This window comes from Stenotrophomonas sp. 57, from assembly GCF_030291075.1.
Taxonomy (GTDB): domain Bacteria; phylum Pseudomonadota; class Gammaproteobacteria; order Xanthomonadales; family Xanthomonadaceae; genus Stenotrophomonas.
The window spans coordinates 2,924,898-2,946,352 of record NZ_CP127407.1; the positions used below are offsets into that span (position 1 = coordinate 2,924,898).

Annotated in this window: 18 protein-coding genes and 2 tRNA genes; 10 read left to right on the top strand and 10 right to left on the bottom strand. The window is 66.3% G+C overall.

What is annotated here, in order from left to right; genetic code table 11:
* Nucleotides 1-133 precede the first annotated feature (133 nt).
* The 10 genes from QP512_RS13560 to pgaD all read left to right on the top strand — a co-directional run bounded on the left by QP512_RS13560 (nt 134) and on the right by pgaD (nt 10,819).
* Entirely contained in the window at nt 134-1,723 is a 1,590-nt protein-coding gene (locus QP512_RS13560; protein ID WP_125427250.1) for a cytochrome ubiquinol oxidase subunit I, read from the top strand.
* 15 nt (nt 1,724-1,738) lie between these two features.
* Nucleotides 1,739-2,890 carry a cytochrome d ubiquinol oxidase subunit II gene (gene cydB / locus QP512_RS13565; protein WP_286069121.1) on the top strand — a complete coding sequence of 384 codons (1,152 nt, stop codon included), beginning with the start codon at nt 1,739-1,741 and terminating at the stop codon, nt 2,888-2,890.
* Nucleotides 2,891-2,944: 54 nt separating this feature from the next.
* Complete coding sequence (gene cydX, locus QP512_RS13570; protein WP_286069123.1) at nt 2,945-3,061, top strand: cytochrome bd-I oxidase subunit CydX; 117 nt, start codon at nt 2,945-2,947, stop codon at nt 3,059-3,061.
* Nucleotides 3,062-3,116: 55 nt separating this feature from the next.
* Nucleotides 3,117-3,193: transfer RNA gene (locus QP512_RS13575), tRNA-Pro, on the top strand.
* Between the two features lie 140 nt (nt 3,194-3,333).
* Nucleotides 3,334-3,410, top strand: a tRNA-Pro gene (locus tag QP512_RS13580).
* 220 nt (nt 3,411-3,630) lie between these two features.
* The gene (locus QP512_RS13585; RefSeq protein WP_286069125.1) at nt 3,631-4,836 is read left to right on the top strand and encodes an MFS transporter; all 1,206 of its coding nucleotides are present in this window, start codon (nt 3,631-3,633) and stop codon (nt 4,834-4,836) included.
* A 342-nt stretch (nt 4,837-5,178) separates the two neighbouring features.
* Nucleotides 5,179-7,206, top strand: a complete 2,028-nt coding sequence (pgaA, locus tag QP512_RS13590) for a poly-beta-1,6 N-acetyl-D-glucosamine export porin PgaA (RefSeq protein ID WP_286069126.1) — start codon at nt 5,179-5,181, stop codon at nt 7,204-7,206.
* Between the two features lies 1 nt (nt 7,207).
* On the top strand, nt 7,208-9,094 hold the full coding sequence (gene pgaB, locus QP512_RS13595) for a poly-beta-1,6-N-acetyl-D-glucosamine N-deacetylase PgaB (RefSeq protein ID WP_286069127.1): 1,887 nt from the start codon (nt 7,208-7,210) through the stop codon (nt 9,092-9,094).
* 1 nt (nt 9,095) lies between these two features.
* On the top strand, nt 9,096-10,352 hold the full coding sequence (pgaC, locus tag QP512_RS13600) for a poly-beta-1,6-N-acetyl-D-glucosamine synthase (protein WP_286069128.1): 1,257 nt from the start codon (nt 9,096-9,098) through the stop codon (nt 10,350-10,352).
* Nucleotides 10,349-10,819 (top strand): poly-beta-1,6-N-acetyl-D-glucosamine biosynthesis protein PgaD, encoded by a 471-nt coding sequence (gene pgaD / locus QP512_RS13605; RefSeq protein WP_286069129.1) that lies wholly within the window; start codon nt 10,349-10,351, stop codon nt 10,817-10,819. The genes pgaC and pgaD overlap by 4 nt, the downstream gene beginning before the upstream one ends.
* Before the next feature lie 79 nt (nt 10,820-10,898).
* Here the strand turns inward: pgaD and QP512_RS13610 are convergent, their stop codons facing one another.
* The 10 genes from QP512_RS13610 to QP512_RS13655 form a co-directional block, all read right to left on the bottom strand.
* Nucleotides 10,899-12,170: a glutamate-5-semialdehyde dehydrogenase gene (locus QP512_RS13610; protein ID WP_286069131.1), complete on the bottom strand. Its 1,272-nt coding sequence runs from the start codon at nt 12,168-12,170 to the stop codon at nt 10,899-10,901.
* The gene (gene proB, locus QP512_RS13615) at nt 12,167-13,324 is read right to left on the bottom strand and encodes a glutamate 5-kinase (protein WP_286069132.1); all 1,158 of its coding nucleotides are present in this window, start codon (nt 13,322-13,324) and stop codon (nt 12,167-12,169) included. Before proB ends, QP512_RS13610 begins: the two co-directional genes overlap by 4 nt.
* A gap of 11 nt (nt 13,325-13,335) precedes the next feature.
* A complete protein-coding gene (locus QP512_RS13620; RefSeq protein WP_049429612.1) occupies nt 13,336-13,599 on the bottom strand; it encodes a YciI family protein in 264 nt (87 codons plus the stop codon).
* On the bottom strand, nt 13,599-14,894 hold the full coding sequence (gene argH, locus QP512_RS13625) for an argininosuccinate lyase (RefSeq protein ID WP_286069133.1): 1,296 nt from the start codon (nt 14,892-14,894) through the stop codon (nt 13,599-13,601). The genes QP512_RS13620 and argH overlap by 1 nt, the downstream gene beginning before the upstream one ends.
* 20 nt (nt 14,895-14,914) lie before the next feature.
* On the bottom strand, nt 14,915-15,868 hold the full coding sequence (argC, locus tag QP512_RS13630) for an N-acetyl-gamma-glutamyl-phosphate reductase (protein ID WP_286069134.1): 954 nt from the start codon (nt 15,866-15,868) through the stop codon (nt 14,915-14,917).
* Nucleotides 15,865-16,467 carry a GNAT family protein gene (locus tag QP512_RS13635; RefSeq protein WP_286069135.1) on the bottom strand — a complete coding sequence of 201 codons (603 nt, stop codon included), beginning with the start codon at nt 16,465-16,467 and terminating at the stop codon, nt 15,865-15,867. The genes argC and QP512_RS13635 overlap by 4 nt, the downstream gene beginning before the upstream one ends.
* A gap of 3 nt (nt 16,468-16,470) precedes the next feature.
* Nucleotides 16,471-17,799: an acetylglutamate kinase gene (locus tag QP512_RS13640; protein ID WP_286069136.1), complete on the bottom strand. Its 1,329-nt coding sequence runs from the start codon at nt 17,797-17,799 to the stop codon at nt 16,471-16,473.
* Between the two features lie 26 nt (nt 17,800-17,825).
* Nucleotides 17,826-18,914 carry an acetylornithine deacetylase gene (locus QP512_RS13645; RefSeq protein WP_286069137.1) on the bottom strand — a complete coding sequence of 363 codons (1,089 nt, stop codon included), beginning with the start codon at nt 18,912-18,914 and terminating at the stop codon, nt 17,826-17,828.
* 136 nt (nt 18,915-19,050) lie between these two features.
* The gene (locus tag QP512_RS13650; protein ID WP_164275604.1) at nt 19,051-20,247 is read right to left on the bottom strand and encodes an argininosuccinate synthase; all 1,197 of its coding nucleotides are present in this window, start codon (nt 20,245-20,247) and stop codon (nt 19,051-19,053) included.
* Nucleotides 20,248-20,310: 63 nt separating this feature from the next.
* Nucleotides 20,311-21,321 carry an N-acetylornithine carbamoyltransferase gene (locus QP512_RS13655; RefSeq protein WP_286069138.1) on the bottom strand — a complete coding sequence of 337 codons (1,011 nt, stop codon included), beginning with the start codon at nt 21,319-21,321 and terminating at the stop codon, nt 20,311-20,313.
* Nucleotides 21,322-21,455 lie beyond the last annotated feature (134 nt).

The following is a 21,455-nucleotide window of genomic DNA, read 5'->3' on the forward strand; positions in this document are numbered from 1 at the left end:
TACGATCAACCGGGGCACCTGTTCATACATTGATCTGGATCAAGGCTGTTTGAAGTAGTCGGTCACATCATTCACGTCGTAGACCACCCTTCCCGCCACCTGCAACGGCACTATCCAACGAGGTAGCCAGGCCATGATTGATCAGACAGTCGTAGAACTGTCGCGGCTGCAATTCGCGCTGACCGCGATGTACCACTTCCTATTCGTACCACTCACCCTTGGCCTGTCCTTCATGGTGGCCATCATGGAGAGCGTGTACGTGATGACCGGCAAGGAGATCTGGCGCAGGATGACCCTGTTCTGGGGCGTCCTGTTCGGCATCAACTTCGCCATGGGCGTCGCCACCGGCATCGTCATGGAATTCCAGTTCGGCATGAACTGGTCCTACTACAGCCACTACGTGGGTGACATCTTCGGTGCGCCGCTGGCCATCGAAGGCCTGATGGCCTTCTTCCTGGAAGCCACCTTCGTCGGCCTGTTCTTCTTCGGCTGGAACCGCCTGAGCAAGGTCAAGCACCTGATGGTGACCTGGCTGATGGCACTGGGCACCAACCTGTCGGCAATCTGGATCCTGGTGGCCAATGGCTGGATGCAGAACCCGACCGGTGCGGTGTTCAACCCGGAAACCATGCGCATGGAAGTGGTCGACTTCATGGCGGTGGTGTTCAACCCGGTGGCGCAGGCCAAGTTCGTGCACACCGTCAGCGCCGGCTATGTGACCGGTGCGGTGTTCGTGATGGCCATCAGCGCCCTGTTCCTGCTGCGCAACAAGCACAAGGACCTGGCCCGTCGCTCGTTCGCGGTGGCCGCGGCGTTCGGCCTGCTGTCATCGCTGTCGGTGGTCGTGCTGGGTGACGAGAGTGGCTACGCCGCCAGCGAACACCAGAAAATGAAGCTGGCCGCGATCGAAGCGATGTGGGAGACCGAGCGTGCGCCGGCCGACTTCACCGCCTTCGGCATTCCGAACCAGGAAACCCACCAGAACGACTACGCGGTGAAGATCCCCTACCTGATGGGCCTGATCGCCACCCGCTCGTTGAACCAGCCGATTCCGGGCATCCTGGAACTGGTCGAGCGCGCCGAACACCGCGTGCGTGGCGGCCAGCTGGCCTACGGTGCATTGGAACGCCTGCGCGCCAACAAGAACGACGTTGAAGCACGCGAGATGTTCGACCGCCACTGGCAGGACCTGGGCCACGGCCTGCTGCTCAAGCGCTACCGCGATGACATCCTCAACGCCACCCCGCAGGAGATCTCGCAGGCGGCGATGGACACCGTGCCGCGCGTGATGCCGCTGTTCTGGACCTTCCGCGTGATGGCCGGCCTCGGCTTCTACCTGATCGCCTTCTTCGCACTGGCCTTCTACTACTCCTGCCGCAACAACTTCCAGGACAAGCGCTGGTTCCTCACGCTGGCCCTGTGGACGCTGCCGGCACCGTGGATCGCGATCGAGTGCGGCTGGTTCGTGGCCGAGTATGGTCGCCAGCCGTGGGCGGTCGATGGCGTGCTGCCGACCTTCTACGCGGCATCGGGCTTGGCCCTGCATGAAATCGTGCTGACCCTGGCAGGCTTCACCGCAATCTACACCGCGCTGATCGTGGTCGAGATCAAGCTGATGCTCAAGGCGATCCGCAAGGGTCCGGACGAGGTGCTGCCGTCGCTGCAGTCGCCCCAGCCGCATGCTTCCCACAATGCCTCGGCGCCGGCCGCCGGCCAGGCCTGAGGCAGGAGAACCAAGATGGATTTCATTCTTCTGGACTACACGACGCTGCGCGTGATCTGGTGGCTGCTGCTCGGCATCCTGCTGATCGGTTTCGCCGTGATGGATGGTTTCGACCTGGGTGTGGGCACCCTGCTGCCCTTCGTCGCCCGCAACGACGCCGAGCGCCGGCTGGTGATCAACACCATCGGCCCGGTGTGGGAAGGCAACCAGGTGTGGCTGATCCTGGGCGGCGGCGCGATCTTCGCCGCCTGGCCGCCGCTCTATGCGGTCAGTTTCTCCGGGTTCTACCTGGCGATGTTCGTGATCCTGTTCGCGCTGATCCTGCGTCCGGTCGGTTTCAAGTTCCGCAGCAAGATGCCCAGCGAACGCTGGCGCAACACCTGGGACTGGGCGCTGTTCATCGGTGGCTTCATTCCGGCGCTGATCATGGGCGTGGCGGTGGGCAACGTGGTGCTGGGCGTGCCGTTCCACTTCGATGACAGCATGCGCATCTTCTACACCGGCTCGTTCTTCGGCCTGCTGATGCCCTTCGCGCTGCTGGCCGGCCTGCTCAGCGTGTCGATGCTGGTCGCCCACGGTGCCGCCATGCTGGTCCTGAAGACCGAGGGCCCGGTGGCCGAACGTGCAGCCCGTTTCGGCAGCATCGCCGCGATCATCGCCTTCGTGCTGTTCGCAGTGGGCGGTGCCTGGGTGGCCTTCGGCCTGCCGGGTTACCAGATCACCTCGCAGGTGGTTACCGATGGCGCCACCAATCCGTTGCTGAAGACCGCCGAACTCGGCGCCGCCGGTGGCTGGATGCGCAACTACAGCGCGATGCCAGCCACGATCCTGGCACCGCTGCTGGGCCTGGCCGGCCTGCTGGCCAGTGCGGTGCTGCTGCGTGCCCGTCGCGGCGGGCTGGCCTTCATCGCTTCCGGTGCGGCCATCGCCGGCATCATCCTGACCGTCGGTTTCGCCATCTTCCCGTTCCTGCTGCCGTCCTCGAGCCAGCCCACCTCCAGCCTGACCGTGTGGGACGCTTCGTCCAGCCACCTGACCCTGTGGATCATGCTGCTGGCCACGGCGGTGTTCCTGCCGATCATCCTCGCCTACACCACCTGGGTGTACCGCGTACTGAAGGGCAAGACCACCACCGAAGAGATGGGCAACAACCCGAACGCTTACTGATTGACGGTGTGCCGGCCCACGGCCGGCACATCCCTTGAACAAAGGAGATCGACCATGTGGTATTTCGCCTGGATTCTCGGTGCCGGCCTCGCCTCGACGGTGGCCATCCTCAACGGCATGTGGTTCGAAGCCCGCGAGCAGAACCGCGTCGAGAAGGAAAATCGCCGCTGAGCCGTAAAAAAACCTTGCCGCCTTGGCCTTCACACGGTATCTTAGGCGGCTCCTTCGGGGTGTAGCTCAGTCTGGTAGAGCGCTACGTTCGGGACGTAGAGGTCGCAGGTTCGAATCCTGTCTCCCCGACCACTCACGTGGTCGCATTGAAGCCTGGTGAAGTCGTCCAGGCTTTTTTGTTCCCTGAAGTGGCACTGCTTCGGCAGTGTGAAGAAAACAGCATTTACCCCTTGCCGCCATCGGGGTGAATCGCTAGAATAGGCGGCTCCCTTCGGGGTGTAGCTCAGTCTGGTAGAGCGCTACGTTCGGGACGTAGAGGTCGCAGGTTCGAATCCTGTCTCCCCGACCACTTCGGTGGTCACCAAGAAGCCTGGAAGACGACAGTCCTCCGGGTTTTTTTGTATCCAGCGCCCGGCACGCCCGCATGACGGGACCTTGCCGGACCGCACACGTACAATGGCCGCGCTGCCGGCCTGCCCGCAGCCACTCCCCCACCTGCCGCTTCGGCGTAGACCGATGCCGGCGCTGCATGCCATTGCTCCGGCGTGCGACACCTGCAAGGACCACCGATGAGTTCCTCCACTGCCGATTCGCCGTCGCTGCTGCACGGGCGCCTGCTCGCCTTCGCCGCGATCCTGCTTGCCGCGATCAACCTGCGCACGGCAGTCACCTCCATCACGCCGCTGCTCGACGTACTGGGCCAGCAGTTCGGTTTCGGCACCACCATGACCGGTGTGCTGGGCATGCTGCCGACCGCCTCGTTCGCGCTGTTCGGCGTGGCCACGCCGGCACTGGCGCGGCGCCTCGGCCTGGAGCGCACCACCCTGCTGGCGATGGTGATGGCGATGGCCGGCCTGCTGCTGCGTTCCAGCGCCGGCAACGTCGGCACGCTGCTGCTGGGTTCGGTGCTGGCGCTGGCCGGCATGGGCATCGGCAACGTGGTGGTGCCGCCGCTGGTGAAGCGTTACTTCGCCAACAAGGTCGGCACCATGAGTACGCTCTACATCAGCGTGCTGCAGCTGGGCACGATGCTGCCGGCGCTGCTCGCGGTGCCGATGGCCAACGCTGCCGGCTGGCGTGTGTCGCTGGGCATGTGGGCGCTTCTGGCATTGGCCGCCGCACTGCCCTGGCTGGTGCTGGCCAAGCGCGCGCCGAAGCCGCAGGCCGACGCCAGCGACCCCACCGCGCAGCCGCATGGCAAGGTCTGGCGCACGTCGCTGGGCTGGAGCATGACGCTGATGTTCGGCATGACCTCGCTGATGACGTATTCAATGTTCACCTGGCTGCCGCGCATCGTGGTCGAGGCCGGTGGCACGCCCGCCTTCGGTGGCGTGATGGTCGCGGTGTTCTCGGCGCTGGGCCTGCTGCCTTCACTGGTCATCCCATCGATGGCGGTTCGCATGCAGAACCCGTTCCCGCTGGTGCTGATCGGCTTCTTCTCGTTCGTGATCGCCTTCACCGGCCTGCTGCTGGCGCCGATGAAGGCTCCGCTGCTGTGGGCCTGCCTGCTCGGCGTCGGTCCGTCCACCTTCCCGCTGGCGCTGACCCTGATCAACCTGCGTACCCGCACCCCCACCGGCTCGGCGGCACTGTCCGGCTTCATGCAGGGCGTGGGCTACAGCTTCAGCTGCCTCGGGCCGTTCCTGGTCGGCTGGCTGCACACGGTCAGCAACGGCTGGACACTCCCGTTCAGCTTCCTGTTCGGCTGCGCCACCCTGATGCTGTGCGCCTCGTGGGTGGCCTGCAAGCCACGCAAGCTGGAAGACCTCTGGTAAGCCGTTGAGGGGCCGCACGCCGGCCCCGACTGCCGCTCGTCAGCCATTCCAGGAAAATTGACGCCGGACTGACAATTCCGGGCGGATAGTGCCCACGAATGCCCATCCTTGCCGCGTGCCGGCATTGGGCATGGGGCGGTTTGGCCGCCCAGGCCACCACTCGGTGTGCGGGGGATTCTCGCTTCAGACAACACATTGCAGGTCGCTGTCCGGGTTGTACCCGTCCTTGCTGGGCGGGAGTGCACGAAGGGAGTGACGCAGGACACGGCCACCCCAAAGCTGGCATGTGATGTGCGTCACATTTTTCACGGTTGTCTGGTCAGGAAGCCAAGGGGGTCCCCAATGGTTGTCCACCGCCGGCTGGCGCTCTGCGTCGGCCTTGCCTGCTCCGCCCTGGCCTGGGCCAGCGGCGCTGCCCCGCCCGATCGCGAGGCGGCCCTGGCCGAGATCGGCCGCTACCGCGACCAGGCCCGATGGCTGGATGCGCTGGGCGCCATCGAGCGTGCCAGCCAGCAACAGCCCAACGACGATCTGCTGTTCAAGCTGCGCGTGCTGACCCTGGGCGACATCGGCAATGCCTGGCGCGCATGGGCGCTGTACCAGCAGCGTCCGCAGCTGTTCGATGCTGCCCAGAAGCAACGCCTGGAGGGCGACTACCTGGCCAAGCTGGTGGTGTGGAGCCTGGCCTACAGCAGCAGCGAGGACAGCCGCCTGGAAGAGGCTGAATCGACCCTGGCACGCATGCAGCGCTACCTCGGCAGCGAAGGTACACCGCCGGCACAGGCGCCGCTGCGCATCCGCATGGACCGCCTGATCCTGCTCAACCGCCTGGGGCGCCACGCGCAGGTGCGCGAGGAAGCCCGGGCACTGCAGGCCGAAGGCCACACCCTGCCCGACTACGTGCTGCCCGCAGTAGGCGATTCGTTGATGGGCACGCTGCACCCGGAGGAAGCGATTCCGGTGCTGCAGGCAGCCGTCGCCGGCGATCCCTCGCGCGATGCCTCGCACTCGGAGCTGGCGTACGCCTACCTGGAAAGCGAACAGCAGGAAAAGGCCATCGACCTGCTGCAGGCATGGCGCGACAAGGAAGCCGCATGGCGCTGGAGCAACGGCAAGTCCCCGTATGCGAACTGGTCGCGCTACGAGGCCGACCTGAACCTGGCAATGGTGCGCGCCTACAGCGGCGACCTGCGCACCGCACAGCACGACCTGGAATCGATGGTCGACATCGCACCGGGCAACGGCGGCCTGCAGAGCGCACTGGGCAGCGTGTACATGATGCGCGGCTGGCCGCGCAGGGCGCTGCAGCGGCAGCAGATGGCGCACGCGCTGGACCCGCGCGACATCGAACCGCGGCTGGGCATGGCGGAGGCCTACGTCGCCCTGCAGCGCGGCGACCTGGCACGGCCGCTGCACGACGATCTGGTCGCGCGCTATCCCACCCAACCGGCAGTCGAACGCATGGACCAGGCGTGGCGCGCGCATCGCGGCTGGCACGTGAAGGCATGGACGGATATCGGCCGCAGCTCGGGCGGCGGTGGCACCTCGCCACTGGGCAACAACGACCGCCATTACGGTCTTGAGGTGGAAACGCCGTTGCTGGATGACCGCTGGCGGCTGTTCGCCTTCGCCGACCGCCGCACGGTCGATTTCCAGGACCAGCGCGTCGATCCGCTGTGGCTGGGTGCCGGCGTGCGCTACCGTTTCGGACGACTGGATGCAGAAGCAGCGGTGTTTCGCGCCAACGATCACATCGGCGATACCGGTCTTCGTCTCGGTGTCGGTTGGCAATTCAACGATTACTGGCACGCCGGGCTGGTGGCTGTACGCAACGATCCGGACGCCTCGATGCAGGCGCGCGTGGCCGGCATCACCGCTGACAGCGTGAGCGCGCAGGTGGACTACCGGCGCAGCGAGCTGACCCACTGGATGTTCGGCGCCAGCCGCTTCCGCTACGACGACGGCAACCACCGCGAACTGTTCAGCACCAGCGTTGAACAGCGCCTGCTGACCCGTCCGCGCTGGCTGGTCGATGGCCTCGCCAGTGCCTACACCAGCCGCGGCAGCCGCGACGACGCACCGTACTTCAACCCGAAACGCGATCGCATGGTCGAGATCGGGCTGCGCATCGACCAGCAGTTGTGGCGGCACTACGAACGCCACTTCCGGCACCGGCTGACGGTTTCACTGGGTGACTACTGGCAGGATGGCTTCGGCAGCGCGCTGGTCCCTTCGGTGTCCTACATGCACGAATGGCAGCTGGGCCAGGGCCGCGTGTTCGAGTACGGCGTGCGCTGGTCGCGGCCGGTCTACGACGGCCACCGCGAGCGTCATATCGGCTTCGAAGCCGCACTGCGCTGGGGAGAGTGACATGGCCCGCATCCTGCGACTGATCGTGCTCCTGCTGCTATCTGCCGCGCCGCCGGCGTTCGCCCAGCAGGCCCTGCATCTCGATGCCATTGACAACGGCCTGCTGATCCTCAGCTACCACGACATCCGCGACCAGGTCGCGGCCAAGGGCGACGCCGATACCTACGCGGTGAGCACGCAGAACTTCGCCGCGCACCTGGACTGGCTGGGTGCGCACGGCTATCACCCGGTGTCGTTGTCGCAGGTGATCGACGCCTCACAGGGGCGCGCCACGCTGCCGCCAAAGCCCGTGCTGCTGACCTTCGACGACGGCCTGCGCAGCGTCTACGACAAAGCGTTCCCGCTGCTGCAGGCCTACCACTACCCGGCGCTGGTGGCGGTGATCACCGATTACGTGGACATGGCACCGGGTCGCACCATCGACTATGGCTACCGGCCGTTCGGCCACGACGACTTCGTTACCTGGGCGCAGCTGAAGCAGATGCACGACAGTGGCCTGATCGAAGTGGCCAGCCATACCGACGATCTGCACCACGGCGTGCTTGCCAATCCACAGGGCAACTCGACGCCGGCGGTGGTCACCCGCATCTACAGCCCGGCCACGCACAGCTACGAAAGCGAGGCGCAATACGAGCAGCGCCTGCGCGCCGATCTCGGCCGTAGCGTGCAGCGCATCCAGCAGCACCTGGGCGTGCGCCCGCGCGCCATCGTCTGGCCCTACGCCGCGTACAACCAGCTGAGCAACGACATCGCCGAGCAGCTGGGCATGCCGGTGTCCTTCGATCTGGAAGGCCGCAGCACACCGGTGGCCAGCGACCTGCACGGGCTGGCGCGTTTCCTGGTGAGCGACAACCCGACCGTGGAGGGGCTGGCCTTCGAGCTGCGCCGCGATGTTGCACTCGATGGCATCCGTGCGCTGCAGGTCGACCTGGATGATGTGTATGACCCGGACCCGGCACAGCAGGCGCGCAACCTCGATGCACTTGTCGAACGGGCCAAGCGCATCTCACCCACCCACGTCTATCTGCAGGCCTTCGCCGACCCGGACGGCAACAACACCGCCGACGCACTGTACTTCCCCAACCGGCACATGCCGATGCGCGCGGACCTGTTCAGCCGTGTCGCCTGGCAGCTGAAATCACGCGCGGGCGTGAAAGTGTATGCGTGGCTGCCGGTGCTGGGTTTCGAGCTGCCCGACCCGGTACAGCGCAAAGCGCTGGCGATCCACAACGGCGATCCTGACGGCATGTACCGGCTAGACTTCACCAAGCCGGAAGCGCGCCAGATCATGCTCGACATCTACGAGGACCTGGCAGTCAATTCCTACTTCGAAGGCCTGCTTTTCCATGATGATGGCTACCTGCGCGACACCGAGCTGCCGGCGCTGGCGGCCGGCGGAGATGGCAGCGCACGCACCCAGGCGCTGATCGACTTCACTTTGGCCCTGCGCGACAGCGCACAGCGCTGGCGACCGAAGCTGGCGACGGTACGCAACCTGTATGCCGAGCCGGTGCTGCGCCCGCAGAGCGAGGCCTGGTTCGCACAGCGGCTGGACCTGTTCAACAAGGCCTACGACCAGACCGCGCTGATGGCGATGCCGTGGATGGAGGGCAGCAAGCACCCCGAGCGCTGGCTGGACCAGCTGCTGGCCGCGGTGCGCGCGCATGACCCCCAGCTGCAGCACACCCTGTTCGAACTGCAGACCGTGGATTGGCGCACCGGCCAGCCGATTCCCGCCGAACGCCTGCGCGCGCAGATCCGCCGGCTGCAGGCCCAGGGGGTGCATCACTTCGCCTGGTACCCGGATGATTTCATCGCCGACCAGCCCTCCACCCATGATGCCCGCGCGGCCATGTCCGCCGGCAACTTCCCGTACCCGGAGAAGTGACATGGACATGCATCCGCTGCTGCAGGTCCTGTTCCAGTTCGCCTTCTACTACCCGATGGTGATGGCGTTCTTCTGGATGTCGGGCGGGCTGTATTACTACTTCCGGCGTGAACGCCATTCACGCCCGCGCAATGATCCTCCGCTGATGGTCGACCCACCGTTCGCGAGCCTGCTGATTCCCTGCCACAACGAGTCCGAGAACCTGGACGACACCCTGGGGGCGGCGCTGGCGCAGCGCTATCCGGCCGACTACGAGGTGATCGCCATCGATGATGGCAGCAGCGACGACACCGGTGCCCGGCTCGACGTGCTGGCGGCGAGGCATCCGCGGCTGCGCGTGCTGCACCTGGACCGCAACCTTGGCAAGGCCAATGCGCTGCGCATGGGCGCACTGGCGGCGCGTTCGGAATACCTGGTGTGCATCGATGGCGATGCGATGCTGGAGGAGCACGCTCTGCACTGGATGGTCTGGCATCTGGTCAGCGGCAACCGGGTCGGCGCGGTCACCGGCAACCCGCGCATCCGCAACCGCTCAACACTGCTCGGGCGCCTGCAGGTGGCCGAGTTCTCTTCGATCATCGGCATGATCAAGCGCGCACAGCGCGTCTACGGGCGCATCTTCACGATCTCCGGGGTGATCGCCGGCTTCCGTCGCACCGCGCTGCACCAGGTCGGCTGGTGGTCGGATGACATGGTGACCGAAGACATCGACATCAGCTGGCGCCTGCAGCGCGCGCACTGGGACATCCGCTACGAACCCAACGCACTGTGCTTCATCCTGATGCCGGAAACGCTGAAGGGCCTGTGGCGGCAACGACTGCGCTGGGCGCAGGGCGGCGTTGAGGTGATGCTGCGGCACGCGCGCTCGCTGCTGCACTGGCAAGAACGGCGCATGTGGGGCGTGCTTCTGGAGTACGTTCTGAGCGTGATCTGGGCCTACAGCATGCTGTTCATCGTGGTGCTGTGGGCGCTGGGCAAGTTTGTCGAACTCCCCCCGCAGCTGCACATCGCCAGCCTGCTGCCGCAATGGCATGGCGTGATCCTGGCCCTGGTCTGCCTGCTGCAGTTCGCCAGCAGCCTGATCATCGACCGTCGTTACGAAACACAGATTGGACGCAACTACTTCTGGGTCATCTGGTACCCCATGGCGTACTGGCTGATCAGCCTTTCCACCACCCTGGTGGCGCTTCCCAAGACCCTGCTGCGCCGTCGCAGCAAGCGCGCCACCTGGACCAGCCCTGACCGGGGGATCCGATGAACGCCCACCACCCGTCCAACCGCTTCGACTCGCGGATGATCCGCAAGCCGCATCATCAACCGCGCTTCCAGCGCACCGCCTGGGGCTTCGTCACCCTGGCGTTCTGGGGGTTCTACTTCTACCTGTGGGCGCCGTTGGTGACCCTGCTCTCGTGGCTGATCGGCGGGCAGTTGGCCTGGCAGCAGCTGTACGAGCGCAAGAACCAGTTCGATCCTTACGTGCTGGTCGCGCTGCCGCTGATGCTGCTGTGTGCAAGCGTGCTGCTGATCGGCTGGGCCGAGTACAACCGTGCGCGGTTCCGTGGCCACGACCGGCGCCAGCCACGCCCGCTGGCCAGCCTCAATGAAGTGGCCGCCGATCTCGGCGCCAGCACCGGGCTGGCCGAGCGGCTGCTGGGCTGCAAGTCCGCCACGCTGCACATGGACGAGCATGCGCGGCCGGTGGGCATCCGCCGCGAGGTGGTGTAGCCCGACAGCGCGGTGGGTGCCGACCTTGGTCGGCACCGTGGCCTGCGGCGCAGAGCATCCACGCATGGCGTGGATCTACTTATGCACGCGTCTGGCCTTCGCCACGCACCACGAAACGCTCGACGGTGAGCGCTTCCAACCCCATCGGGCCATAGGCGTGCAGGCGCGTGGTGGAAATGCCGATCTCGCTACCCAGGCCCAGCTGGCCGCCATCGGAAAAGCGCGATGAGGCATTCACCATCACCACCGCCGAGCGCAGCGCGTTGACGAAGCGCTCGGCGTGGCCGGCGTCTTCGGTCGCGATCACTTCGGTGTGGTCCGAGGTATAGGTACGGATATGGGCGATGGCGGCGTCCAGATCGTCGACCACCCGCACGGCCAGCACCAGATCCAGGAACTCGGCGGCGTAATCCGCATCGGTGGCTGCGTTGCTACCCGGCAGCAGCGGCTGCGCAGCCGCGTCGGCACGCAGCTGCACGCCGCGCTCGCCCAGCGCCTGCGCCACGCGCGGCAGGAACGTGTCCGCCACATCACGGTGTACCAGCAGGGTCTCCAGTGAATTGCAGGCCGCCGGACGGCTGCACTTGCCGTCCACCAGCAGGTCGATGGCCTTGCCGAGGTCGGCACTGGCATCCACGAACAGATGGCAGACGCCCTTGTAGTGCTTGATCACCGGCACCCGTGCGTGTTCGGCGACGAAACGGATCAGGCCTTCGCCGCCGCGCGGAATCGCCAGGTCGATCAGCTCGTGCAGCTGCAGCAGATCCAGCATCGCCTCGCGGCGCAGGTCGGTCAGCACCGTCACGGCGGCCGGTGGCACGCCGTTGGCCTTGAGTGCGTCCGCCAGCGCCTGGGCGATGGCGGTGTTGGAATGGATCGCTTCGGAACCGCCACGCAGAATCACGCCATTACCAGCCTTCAGGCACAGCGCGGCGGCTTCAGCGGTCACGTTCGGGCGCGCCTCGTAGATCATCGCGATCACGCCCAGCGGCACGCGCACCTTCTGCACGCGGATCCCGTTCGGGCGCACGTCATCGCGAGTGACCTGGCCAACGGGATCGGGCAGCCCCGCCACTTCGCGCACCGCTTCGGCCATCGCGAACAGGCGCGGCGGGTCCAGTGCCAGGCGATCGAGCATGGCAGTACCCACGCCCTTGTCGCGCGCGGCCGCCAGATCGCGCGCGTTGCCGGCCAGGATCAACCCTGCGTTCACTTCCAGCGCCTGGGCCATGCCCAGCAGCAGCGCGCGCCGGGCGTCGCTGTCGAGCCCCGCAACCACCTGGGCCGCGTCACGGCAGGCGCGGGCCTGCGCTTCGATGTCACTCATCGGGATGTCCTTCATTGCGGTCATGGCAGAACCAGGTCGTCACGATGGACGACGCTGCCGCCATAGTTGTAGCCGAGCACGGCCTGGATGTCGCGCGAATGGCGGCCAGCGATGCGGCGCACGTCGTCGGCCGCGTACTGGCTGACACCACGCGCCACGCAGACGCGGCCGTGCGATGCGGTCCAGCACACCTGGACCATGTCGCCGCGGCGGAAGTCACCCTCGGCGCCGGTGATGCCACCGGGCAGCAGCGAGGCGCCCTTTTCACGCATCGCCTGTGCCGCACCAGAATCGATCATGATCGCCCCTTCCGCCAGCGGCGCGTGCCGCAGCCAGTGCTTACGTGCGGCCTCGCGGCTGCGCGCAGCGTGGATGCGGGTGCCGAACAGGCGATCCTGTGCCAGCGCGCGCACCACCTCCCCACTGCGTCCGTTGAACAGGTAGGTCTCGATTCCGAGGCGGCCCGCCTTGGCCGCCGCTTCCAGCTTGGTGCGCATGCCACCGGTACCGGCGCGTGATCCCGCGCCGCCCGCCATCGCCAGCACTTCATCATTCAATTCCGCAACGTCGTGCAGCGGCCTTGCGTCGGCCACGGTGCGTGGGTCGGCACTGTACAGACCATCAATGTCGGTGGCGATGAACAGCGCATCGGCATCCACCAGTGCCGCTACCGTTGCAGCCAGGTTGTCGTTGTCACCGAGCTTGAGTTCGTCCACCGACACGGTGTCGTTCTCGTTGACCACCGGCAACGCGCCCAGCCGCAGCAGTTCATTGAGGGTAGCGCGGGCGTTGAGGTAACGGCGACGGTTGCGCAGGTCGTCGTGGGTGAGCAGCACCTGCGCCACCGGACGTTCGAAGAAGCGCTGCCAGAGCCCGATCAGCTGGGCCTGGCCCAGCGCCGCGAGCGCCTGCCGCGCCGCCATCGCCGCGCCCGGCTCATCGGCCCGCGGCAGGATCGCGCGCCCGGCAGCGACCGCGCCGGATGACACGATCACCACCTCGCGCCCGGCCAGCACATTGGCCGAGACGAACTGGGCCAGGCCCAGCGCATGGCGTGGTGACAGGCCGCCGCCATCGGCCGCCAGCAGGCTGCTGCCGACTTTCAGCACCGCACGCCGCCACGGCGGCAGCGCCTGTTCCGGGAACGGCGAAGCGACGTGGCTGGTATGCAGGGTCATCGGTCAGGGCCTCAGCGGGTGTTCCATTCGTGCACGGTCAGGTCGGAGGCCTGCATCGTCACCAGCGGATCGGTGGCGACGATGGCCTGCGCCTGCGCCAGGCTCTCGACATTGCACAGCACGTAGGCGCCACCGCTGCCATCGGCGAAACCGCCGGTCAGCTGCAGCTTGCCCTGTGCCTGCAACGCCTCGAGGAAGTCACGGTGCGGCTGCACCGCGGCGGCGTTGAAATCGGGCCGGCGCATCGCCAGCACCAGATAGACGGTGGCCGCCATCAGGCCAGCGCCTGCCAGCGCGCACGCAGTTCATCCAGGCGCAGGTCGGACGCCGAGCCCGGCGACACGCGAGCGGCCAGGCTGCCTTCCGGCGTGCGCCCCTGCCCTGCACTGTCGGCACCGGCCGCAGCAGCCTTGTAGGCCTCTCGGAACGGCACGCCGGCTACCGCGGCCTCCACGGCTACATCGGTGGCGTACATGCCCGAATCAATCGCTGCGCGCAGCTTCTCGTCGCGCCATTCCAGGTTGGCCAGCAAGGCCGGCAGCAGTTCCAGCGCGGCCAGCCCGCGGCCGAAGCCGTGGAAGATGGCGCCCTTGGACGACTGCAGGTCCCGGTGGTAGCCCGACGGCAGCGACAGCAGCTGCTCGATCTCGGTGCGTGCGGCGGCGACGCTGGCGTGGGTTGCGCGCATCAGCTCGATCACGTCCGGGTTGCGCTTGTTGGGCATGATCGAGCTGCCGGTGGTGTACTGCGCCGGCAGCGCGACGAAGCCGAACTCGGCGCTGGTGAACAGCGACAGGTCCCAGGCGATGCGGCGCAGGTCCAGCGTGGCGCCACCGAGCGCTTCCAGCGCAGCCAGCTCGAACTTGCCGCGCGAAAGCTGCGCGTAGATCGGCGAGATCTGCATGCGCGCGAAACCGAGCGCCGCCGTGGTGTGCTCGCGGTCCAACGGCAGGTTCACGCCGTAGCCGGCGGCGGTGCCGAGCGGGTTGGCGTCGACCAGCGCGTGGGTGTCGCGGGCGCGGATGGCGTTGTCGATGAAGGCCTCGGCCCAGCCCGCCCACCACATGCCGGCCGAGGACACCACGGCCCGCTGGATGTGGGTGTAGCCGGGAATCGGCAGATCCTTCTCGGCCTGTGCACGGTCCAGCGCGACCTTGGCCACGTCGGTACTGACCTGGTCCAGGCGCTGCAGCTTCTCCTTCAGCCACAGGCGCGTGGCCACAAGGATCTGGTCGTTGCGGCTGCGGCCGGTGTGGATCTTGCGGCCGGCATCACCGAGGCGTTCGGTCAAGCGTGCCTCGATGGCCGAGTGACCGTCTTCGTACTGCGTGTCCAGCACGAAACGGCCTTCGCGGAAGTCCTGCGCCAGCGCCTCCAGTTCGCGCTGCAGTCCAGCCAGCTCGTCGGCACTGAGGATGCCGATGTGCTGCAGGCCCTGCGCATGCGCGGCGCTGGCGGCAATGTCGTGCAGGAAGAACTCGCGATCGAGGATCACGTCGTCGCCGGCGAGGAAGGTCTGGATCTGTGCGTCGACGGCGACGCCGGGCTTCTGCCAAAGAAGGTCTGCCATGGGGGCTCCGGAAGGCGGGTTCAGTGCGGGATCGACGTCAGTTCGTCGATGCCCAGCGCAAGGTTGAGGTTCTGCATGGCCTGGGTGGCCGCGCCCTTCAGCAGGTTGTCCAGCGTTGCCACCACGACCACGCGCTTGCCGCCCGGGGCCAGGGTGAAGCCACCGACCTGCGCACCATGGCGGCCGGCGATGCGGCTGACCCACGGCGCTTCATCCACCACCTCGATCAGCGGTTCACCGGCATAGGCCTGCTGGAAGCGCTCGACGATCTGCTCGCGGGTCTGCACCCGGTTCAGCCACAGATTGGCGGTCAGCGTGATGCCACGGAAATGCGGGGCGACGTGCGGCATGAACTCGACCGCCACACCCAGCTGCACCGAGACTTCGCGCTCGTGCACGTGGTTGGCCAGCGCATAGGGCATCAGGTTGTCGGCCAGCAGTTCGACGTTGTTCTTGTCCGACGGCGTGGTACCGGCACCGGAGTAGCCGGAGACACCGAAGCACTGCGGCGGACCGGCCAGCAGGTCCAGCAGCGGATGCACCGCCAGCTGCATGGCGGTGGCATAACAGCCCGGGTTGCTGATGTGCTTCTGGCCGTTGTAGCGGCCACGGGTCAGCTCCGGCAGGCCGTAGTACCAGCTGTTGTCGAAGCGGTAATCTGCCGAGAGATCGACGATGACGGTGTCCGGCTTCGCTGCCTCAAGCGCGGCCACGAACGGCGCGGCCAGGCCATTGGGCAGGGCCAGGATCACCGCATCCACGCCCTTGGCAGCCACTGCATCGGCGTCGAGGTTCTCGTACTGCAGTTCCCCCTGGAATTCCGGATGGTGATCGGACAGGCGCTGCCCGGCGCGTTCGCGCGAGGACACGAAGGCCAGTTCCAGTCGCGGATGGGCGGCCACCAGCTTGATCAGCTCGGCGCCGGTATGGCCGCGGGCACCGACAATGCCCAGGGTGAAAGTCGAATCGTTCATGCGTGGCTGTCCAGGCGGTATCGCAGGTGGCGCTTCACGCCCTGCCATTCCGCATCGATGATGGAGAAGATGACGGTGTCGCGCGGCGTGCCGTCGGCGTGCCGCTTATGGTTGCGCAGCACGCCATCCTGCTTCGCGCCGAGGCGGGCAATGGCGGTGCGCGAAGTGGCGTTGAACCAGCTGGTTTCCAGTACCACGCTGATGCAACCCATCGTTTCGAAGGCGTGCTGCAGCAGCAACAGCTTGGCTTCGGTATTGGCCCCGGTGCGCTGCACGCGCGGCGTGTACCAGGTGTAGCCGAGGCTGAGTTTCGGCACGCTCGCATCCATGTCGTAGAAGCGCGTGCTGCCGATGATCTCACCGGCGGCATCGCAGATCACGAACGGAAGCACCTTGCCCTCGGCCTGCGCCTGCAGCGCGGCCTGCACATAGGCCTCGGCCCGCTCCGGCGACGGCACCTGGGTATACCAGAGCTGGTTCAGGCCGCTGCCGTCCAGCGCAGCACGCAGGCCGGGCACGTGTTCCATCTGCAGCGGCTGCAGCATCACGTGCTGGCCGCGCAGGGTGGGTACCGAATTCCAGGCGTCGGGGTTGCTCATCGCTCAGCCCTGCAGGCTTGGTGTGCGCTTGGCGCAGTGGTCGACATAGGTGCGGATGCGATCGATGCCATCGGCACCGAACCAGAACACCTTCCATTGATCCTGCTTGTAGCAGCCATCGGATTCGGCGTAGTAGAAATGGTTGATCGGGTTGCCATGCCGCGAGCGCCAGAACAGCTGCGGGGTTTCCTCCAGCATCACGTTCCAGACCGCGCGACCGAGGCCTTCACCCTGCGCGTCGTCGAGCACGGCGAACTTGTCCAGGTACACGCCTTCGGCCTCATCGGTGAGGATCACCGCGGTGCGGTAGTTCTCGCTGACATAGGCGCGCAGCAGTTTGGTCTTCTCGAAGTAGTCCGGCACCAGGGTGCGGCCGAAGCTGGATTCGATCAGGCCCTTCAGGCGCGGCAGGTCCAGTTCGTTCCAGGCGGTGGCGCGCAGCACCTTCTCGCCCTTGCGCACCAGCGTGCCCGAGCCCTTGTGGGTGAACAGTTCCTTGGCCAGGTCGGCCGGGCGGGTGATCGACACCGACGATTCCAGCGGCAGGCGATCGAGCAGGTCCTTGATCTGTTCGATCTTCACCTTCATGCCGCCGTGGATCCAAGGCTGCGCGATCAGGTGGTCATACTCGGTGGACAGGTTGATCGAATCGATCACGTTGCCCGCCTCGTCCAGCAGGCCGCCGGTCCCGGTCAGGAAGATGATCTTGTACGGCTGCAGTTCCTGCACCAGCTCGTTGGCGGCAAAGTCGGCGTTGACGTTGAGGATCTGGCCACCGGCGGTTTCACCCAGGCTGGTGATGACCGGGATCGAGCCGGCACGCAGGCTGGTCTCGATGGGCGCCAGGTTGACCTTCTTCACCTCGCCGACCAGACCGTAGGTATCTACGTCCAGGTACTCGGCCTCGAATACGCCACCGGTGATCGAGGTGGCGCGCGCACCGTTCTGCTGCAGCGCCTCGACCAGGCGCAGGTTGGACTGCTGGAACACCCGGCGCACGATCGCCAACGCTTCCGGCGAGGTCACGCGCAGGCCGTTGACGGTCTGCTTCTCGATGCCGGCTGCCGACAGCTCGGCATCCAGCTGCGGGCCGGCACCGTGCAGCACGATCGGGGTCAGCCCGACTTCCTGCAGGAACGACAGCGAGGAGGTCAGCGCGTCGAGGTCGTCGCGCAGCACCGCGCCGCCAACCTTGACCACGGCGAAGCGCTTGGCGTCCAGCTGCGAGAAGCGCTTGAGGTACTGGCTGATCTCCTTCGCGCTGGCCATGCTGGAAAGCAGGCGCACGATGGTCTGGCGGGTCTGGCGGTGGGGCTGGAGGGCAGGAGACATTTCGGTTTCGTCGGAATAGGAAAGAATCAGGCGCCGGCGGCGATGATGCGGTGCACGGCGTCGGTGTAGCGCTGCAGCTGGTCCAGCGTCACGAACTCATCGGCGGTGTGGGCCTGGGCAATGTCGCCCGGGCCGAACACCAGCGTGGTGTAGCCGGCGGCGGAGAACAGCGAGGCCTCGGTCCAGAAGTCCACCGCGTTGCCGATCGGCAGGTCCAGCGCGTCGGCCACGTCGCGCGCCAGCAGCCGGCGGTGCTCGGCTTCGGCAATGTCGCCGGCCGGCAGGCTGGGGCCGCGGAAGGTCTCGGTGAACAGCGCGGCATCCGGTTCGGCGAAACCGGCGAAGGTGGCCAGCAACGCGTCGATGTCCATCGACGGCAGCGGGCGGAAACCAAAGCGCACTTCGGCAGCCGGCGCGATCATGTTGGCCTTGATGCCACCTTCGACGCGACCGATGTTGAAGCGCAGGCCGGTCAGCCCACCGAAACGGGCCGAGGCCAGCGCTTCGACATGGTCCAGCGCGCGGTTACCCCAGCGCATCGCCTGGTGCAACGCGCTGGCAGCCGCATCCTGCTTGCCCGAGGCATGCCCGGCGCGGCCGGCGAACTGCATCAGTACCGAGCTGATGCCACGATGCGCCAGCACCGCTTCGCTCATGGTCGGCTCGGCCACCAGCACCGCTTCGTACGGAATGCCGCGGGCCAGGAACGCGGCGATGCAGCGCGGATCGTTGGCCTCCTCATCGCTGGAGAACAGGAACGCGGCATCACCATCGCTGGCATTGGCCGCAGCCACCAGTGCAGCGGCCGCGCCCTTGATGTCACACACGCCGAGGCCGACCACACGGTCGTCCAGGCGCCGCATCACATGCGGGTCGGCACTCCAGTGCGGCGAGTCCGGCACCGTGTCCAGGTGCACGTTGAACAGGTACTTCGGCGTTCCGCGCACGGCATACAGGCTGACTGCACCGGCGCCGTGATCGATCACCTCGACGTTGAAGCCGGGCAGGTTCGCGCGCAGGTAATCGAAGATGCCACCGGTGGTGATCGCACGCGGCGGGTTGCGGGTGTCGAAGGACACCAGCGCCTGCAGGTGATCGAGCGTCTGTTCAAGCATGAATCAACAATCCTGTGGAATTCCGCCGGGCATGGCCCGGCCTACCGGAGCACGTCTGGTGGAGAGCCCCCTTCTTGTTGAAGGGGGCGCGCCGAAGGCGCAGGGTTAAGGTGAAATGCGCGGGCTCGTGCTCAAGTCAACCACGGTTGACTTGAGCAAAGAGCGTCGAGCTCATGCCGAACAGCTTGATGAACCCTTCGGCCTCTTCCACGCCCCAGTCGGCCGACTGCGCGTAGGTGGCACCCTTGGTGTTGAGCAGGTGCGGCGACTTCACCGCCACCGCGTCGACGCGGCCACCACGGGTTTCCAGCACCACTTCGCCGTTGACCTTGGCCTGCGAGGACTTCAGGAACGCTTCGATGTCGGTCTTCAGCGGATCGTGGTAGAAGCCTTCGTACACCAGCTCCACCCACTTGCGCGCCACATCCGGCTTGAAGCGGTTCTGCTGCTTGGTCAGCACCGCATCTTCCAGCGCGCGGTGCGCGGCCAGCAGCGAGACCAGGCCCGGGGCCTCGAACACGATGCGACCCTTCAGGCCGATCACGGTGTCGCCGGTGTAGACGCCGCGGCCAACGCCGTAGGGGGCGAACAGCTTGTTGAGCTGCGCCAGGATCTGGTCACCCGGCAGCGCCTTGCCGTTCAGTTCAACGGCCTCGCCTTCGACGAACTTCAGGGTGACGGTCAGGGCCTGTTCCGGCCACTCGCTGCGCGGCGAGCACCAGCCACGCGCACCCTCGCCCGGGGCTTCCCAGCGGTCGATCTCGCCGCCGGACATGGTCACGCCCAGCAGGTTTTCGTTGATGGTGTAGGCCTGCTGCTTGGCGCGCACGCCGAAGCCGCGCTCTTCCAGGTACTTCTGCTCGTAGGCGCGGGTCTGGGTGTGTTCCTTCTGGATCTCGCGGATCGGCGCGATGATCTGGTAGTCACCCAGCGCCTTCACGGCCAGGTCGAAGCGGACCTGGTCGTTGCCCATGCCGGTGCAGCCGTGGGCGATGATGTTGGTACCCAGTTCGGCGGCACGCTTCAGCGCGGCATCGACGATCAGGTAACGGTCCGACACCAGCAGCGGGTACTGGCCCTGGTAGCCTTCGCCGGCCCACACGAACGGCTTGACGAAGCCCTCCCAGATGGCCGGGCCACCGTTGACGGTGACGTGGCTGGTGACGCCCAGTTCGGCGGCGCGCTTCTCGATGAAATCGCGCTCTTCATCATCCACGCCGCCGGTGTCGGCGAACACGGTGTGCACGTTGTAGCCACGCTCCTGCAGGTACGGCACGCAGAAGCTGGTATCCAGGCCGCCGGAGAAGGCGAGAACGACGTCTTTGTTGCTCATGGGGAGGGTATGTCCTGGTAGCGCCGGGCCGTGCCCGGCGGAAATGATTGAATCGGAAAAAAATCAGCGCCCGGCAACCGCGGCCATGATCGCCTTCTGCACGTGCAGGCGGTTCTCGGCTTCGTTGATGGCGATGCACTGCGGCGAATCCATCACGCCGTCGGTGGCCTTCACATTGCGGCGCAGCGGCAGGCAATGGCTGAACACACCGTTGTTGGTCAGCGCCATCTTGCGTTCGTCGACGATGAAGTGCTTGAACTGGTCGCGGATCGGCTTTTCCGGCTCCCAGTTGCCGAAGAACGGCAGCGCGCCCCAGCTCTTGGCGTAGACCACGTCGGCGCCGGCGTAGGCGCTGTCGATGTCATGGCTGATCTTCAGCGAACCACCGCTGTCGGCCACGTTCTGCTCGGCCCAGCCCATGTAACGGTCATCCAGGATGTAGTCGGCGGTCGGGCACAGCAGGGTCACGTCCATGCCCATGCGGGTGGCGATGGTCAGCGCCGAGTTGGCCACGGCGGTGTTCAGCGGCTTGGGGTGGTAGGTCCAGGTCAGCACGTACTTCTTGCCACGCAGGTCCTGGGTGCCGAAGTGCTCCTGCAGGGCCATCACATGCGCCAGTTCCTGGCACGGGTGGGTGATGGTCTCCATGTTGATCACCGGCACCGGCGAGTACTTGGCGAAGCTGTTGAGGACGATGTCCTGGCGGTCGTAGGCCCAGTCGATGAACTTGGGGAACGCGCGCACGGCGATGATGTCGCAGTAGCGGCCCAGCACCTTGGCCACTTCAGCGATGTGCTCTTCGGTATCGCCATCCATCACCGTGCCGAGGTTGAACTCGATCGGCCACGCATCCTTGCCCGGCTGCAGCACCACGGCGTGGGCGCCGAGCTGGAACGCGCCCAGTTCGAAGCTGGTGCGGGTGCGCATGGACGGGTTGAAGAACACCAGCGCGATCGACTTGCCCTTGAGCTGGTCGCCGAGCTTGTTGCGCTTGAACAGCGCGGCCTGGGTCAGCAGCGCGTCAAGTTCGCTGCGGCTCCAGTCCTGGGTGTTCAGGAAGTGCTTGGGGGACATCATCTTTCCTTGCGTGGCAGCGCCGGGTCCGGCGCGGTGGAAGGGAAAAGCAGGAAGCAAAGGTGGAACGAAAAGATTGCAGTTGCAGCTTTCAGAACGCGTAAACGAAAAAACCCAGCCGGCGGGCTGGGTTT

Excerpts from the sequence above, each read along its gene's own strand:
- QP512_RS13650 (WP_164275604.1), bottom strand. The coding sequence starts at position 20,247 with ATGAGCAACAAAGACGTCGTTCTCGCCTTCTCCGGCGGCCTGGATACC.
- pgaB (WP_286069127.1), top strand. The coding sequence starts at position 7,208 with ATGGCCCGCATCCTGCGACTGATCGTGCTCCTGCTGCTATCTGCCGCG.
- argC (WP_286069134.1), bottom strand. The coding sequence starts at position 15,868 with ATGAACGATTCGACTTTCACCCTGGGCATTGTCGGTGCCCGCGGCCAT.
- pgaC (WP_286069128.1), top strand. The coding sequence starts at position 9,096 with ATGGACATGCATCCGCTGCTGCAGGTCCTGTTCCAGTTCGCCTTCTAC.
- cydX (WP_286069123.1), top strand. The coding sequence starts at position 2,945 with ATGTGGTATTTCGCCTGGATTCTCGGTGCCGGCCTCGCCTCGACGGTG.
- QP512_RS13645 (WP_286069137.1), bottom strand. The coding sequence starts at position 18,914 with ATGCTTGAACAGACGCTCGATCACCTGCAGGCGCTGGTGTCCTTCGAC.
- argH (WP_286069133.1), bottom strand. The coding sequence starts at position 14,894 with ATGGCAGACCTTCTTTGGCAGAAGCCCGGCGTCGCCGTCGACGCACAG.
- cydB (WP_286069121.1), top strand. The coding sequence starts at position 1,739 with ATGGATTTCATTCTTCTGGACTACACGACGCTGCGCGTGATCTGGTGG.
- QP512_RS13635 (WP_286069135.1), bottom strand. The coding sequence starts at position 16,467 with ATGAGCAACCCCGACGCCTGGAATTCGGTACCCACCCTGCGCGGCCAG.
- QP512_RS13620 (WP_049429612.1), bottom strand. The coding sequence starts at position 13,599 with ATGGCGGCCACCGTCTATCTGGTGCTGGCGATGCGCCGGCCCGATTTC.
- QP512_RS13610 (WP_286069131.1), bottom strand. The coding sequence starts at position 12,170 with ATGACCGCAATGAAGGACATCCCGATGAGTGACATCGAAGCGCAGGCC.
- QP512_RS13585 (WP_286069125.1), top strand. The coding sequence starts at position 3,631 with ATGAGTTCCTCCACTGCCGATTCGCCGTCGCTGCTGCACGGGCGCCTG.
- pgaD (WP_286069129.1), top strand. The coding sequence starts at position 10,349 with ATGAACGCCCACCACCCGTCCAACCGCTTCGACTCGCGGATGATCCGC.
- QP512_RS13655 (WP_286069138.1), bottom strand. The coding sequence starts at position 21,321 with ATGTCCCCCAAGCACTTCCTGAACACCCAGGACTGGAGCCGCAGCGAA.
- QP512_RS13560 (WP_125427250.1), top strand. The coding sequence starts at position 134 with ATGATTGATCAGACAGTCGTAGAACTGTCGCGGCTGCAATTCGCGCTG.
- QP512_RS13640 (WP_286069136.1), bottom strand. The coding sequence starts at position 17,799 with ATGTCTCCTGCCCTCCAGCCCCACCGCCAGACCCGCCAGACCATCGTG.
- pgaA (WP_286069126.1), top strand. The coding sequence starts at position 5,179 with ATGGTTGTCCACCGCCGGCTGGCGCTCTGCGTCGGCCTTGCCTGCTCC.
- proB (WP_286069132.1), bottom strand. The coding sequence starts at position 13,324 with ATGACCCTGCATACCAGCCACGTCGCTTCGCCGTTCCCGGAACAGGCG.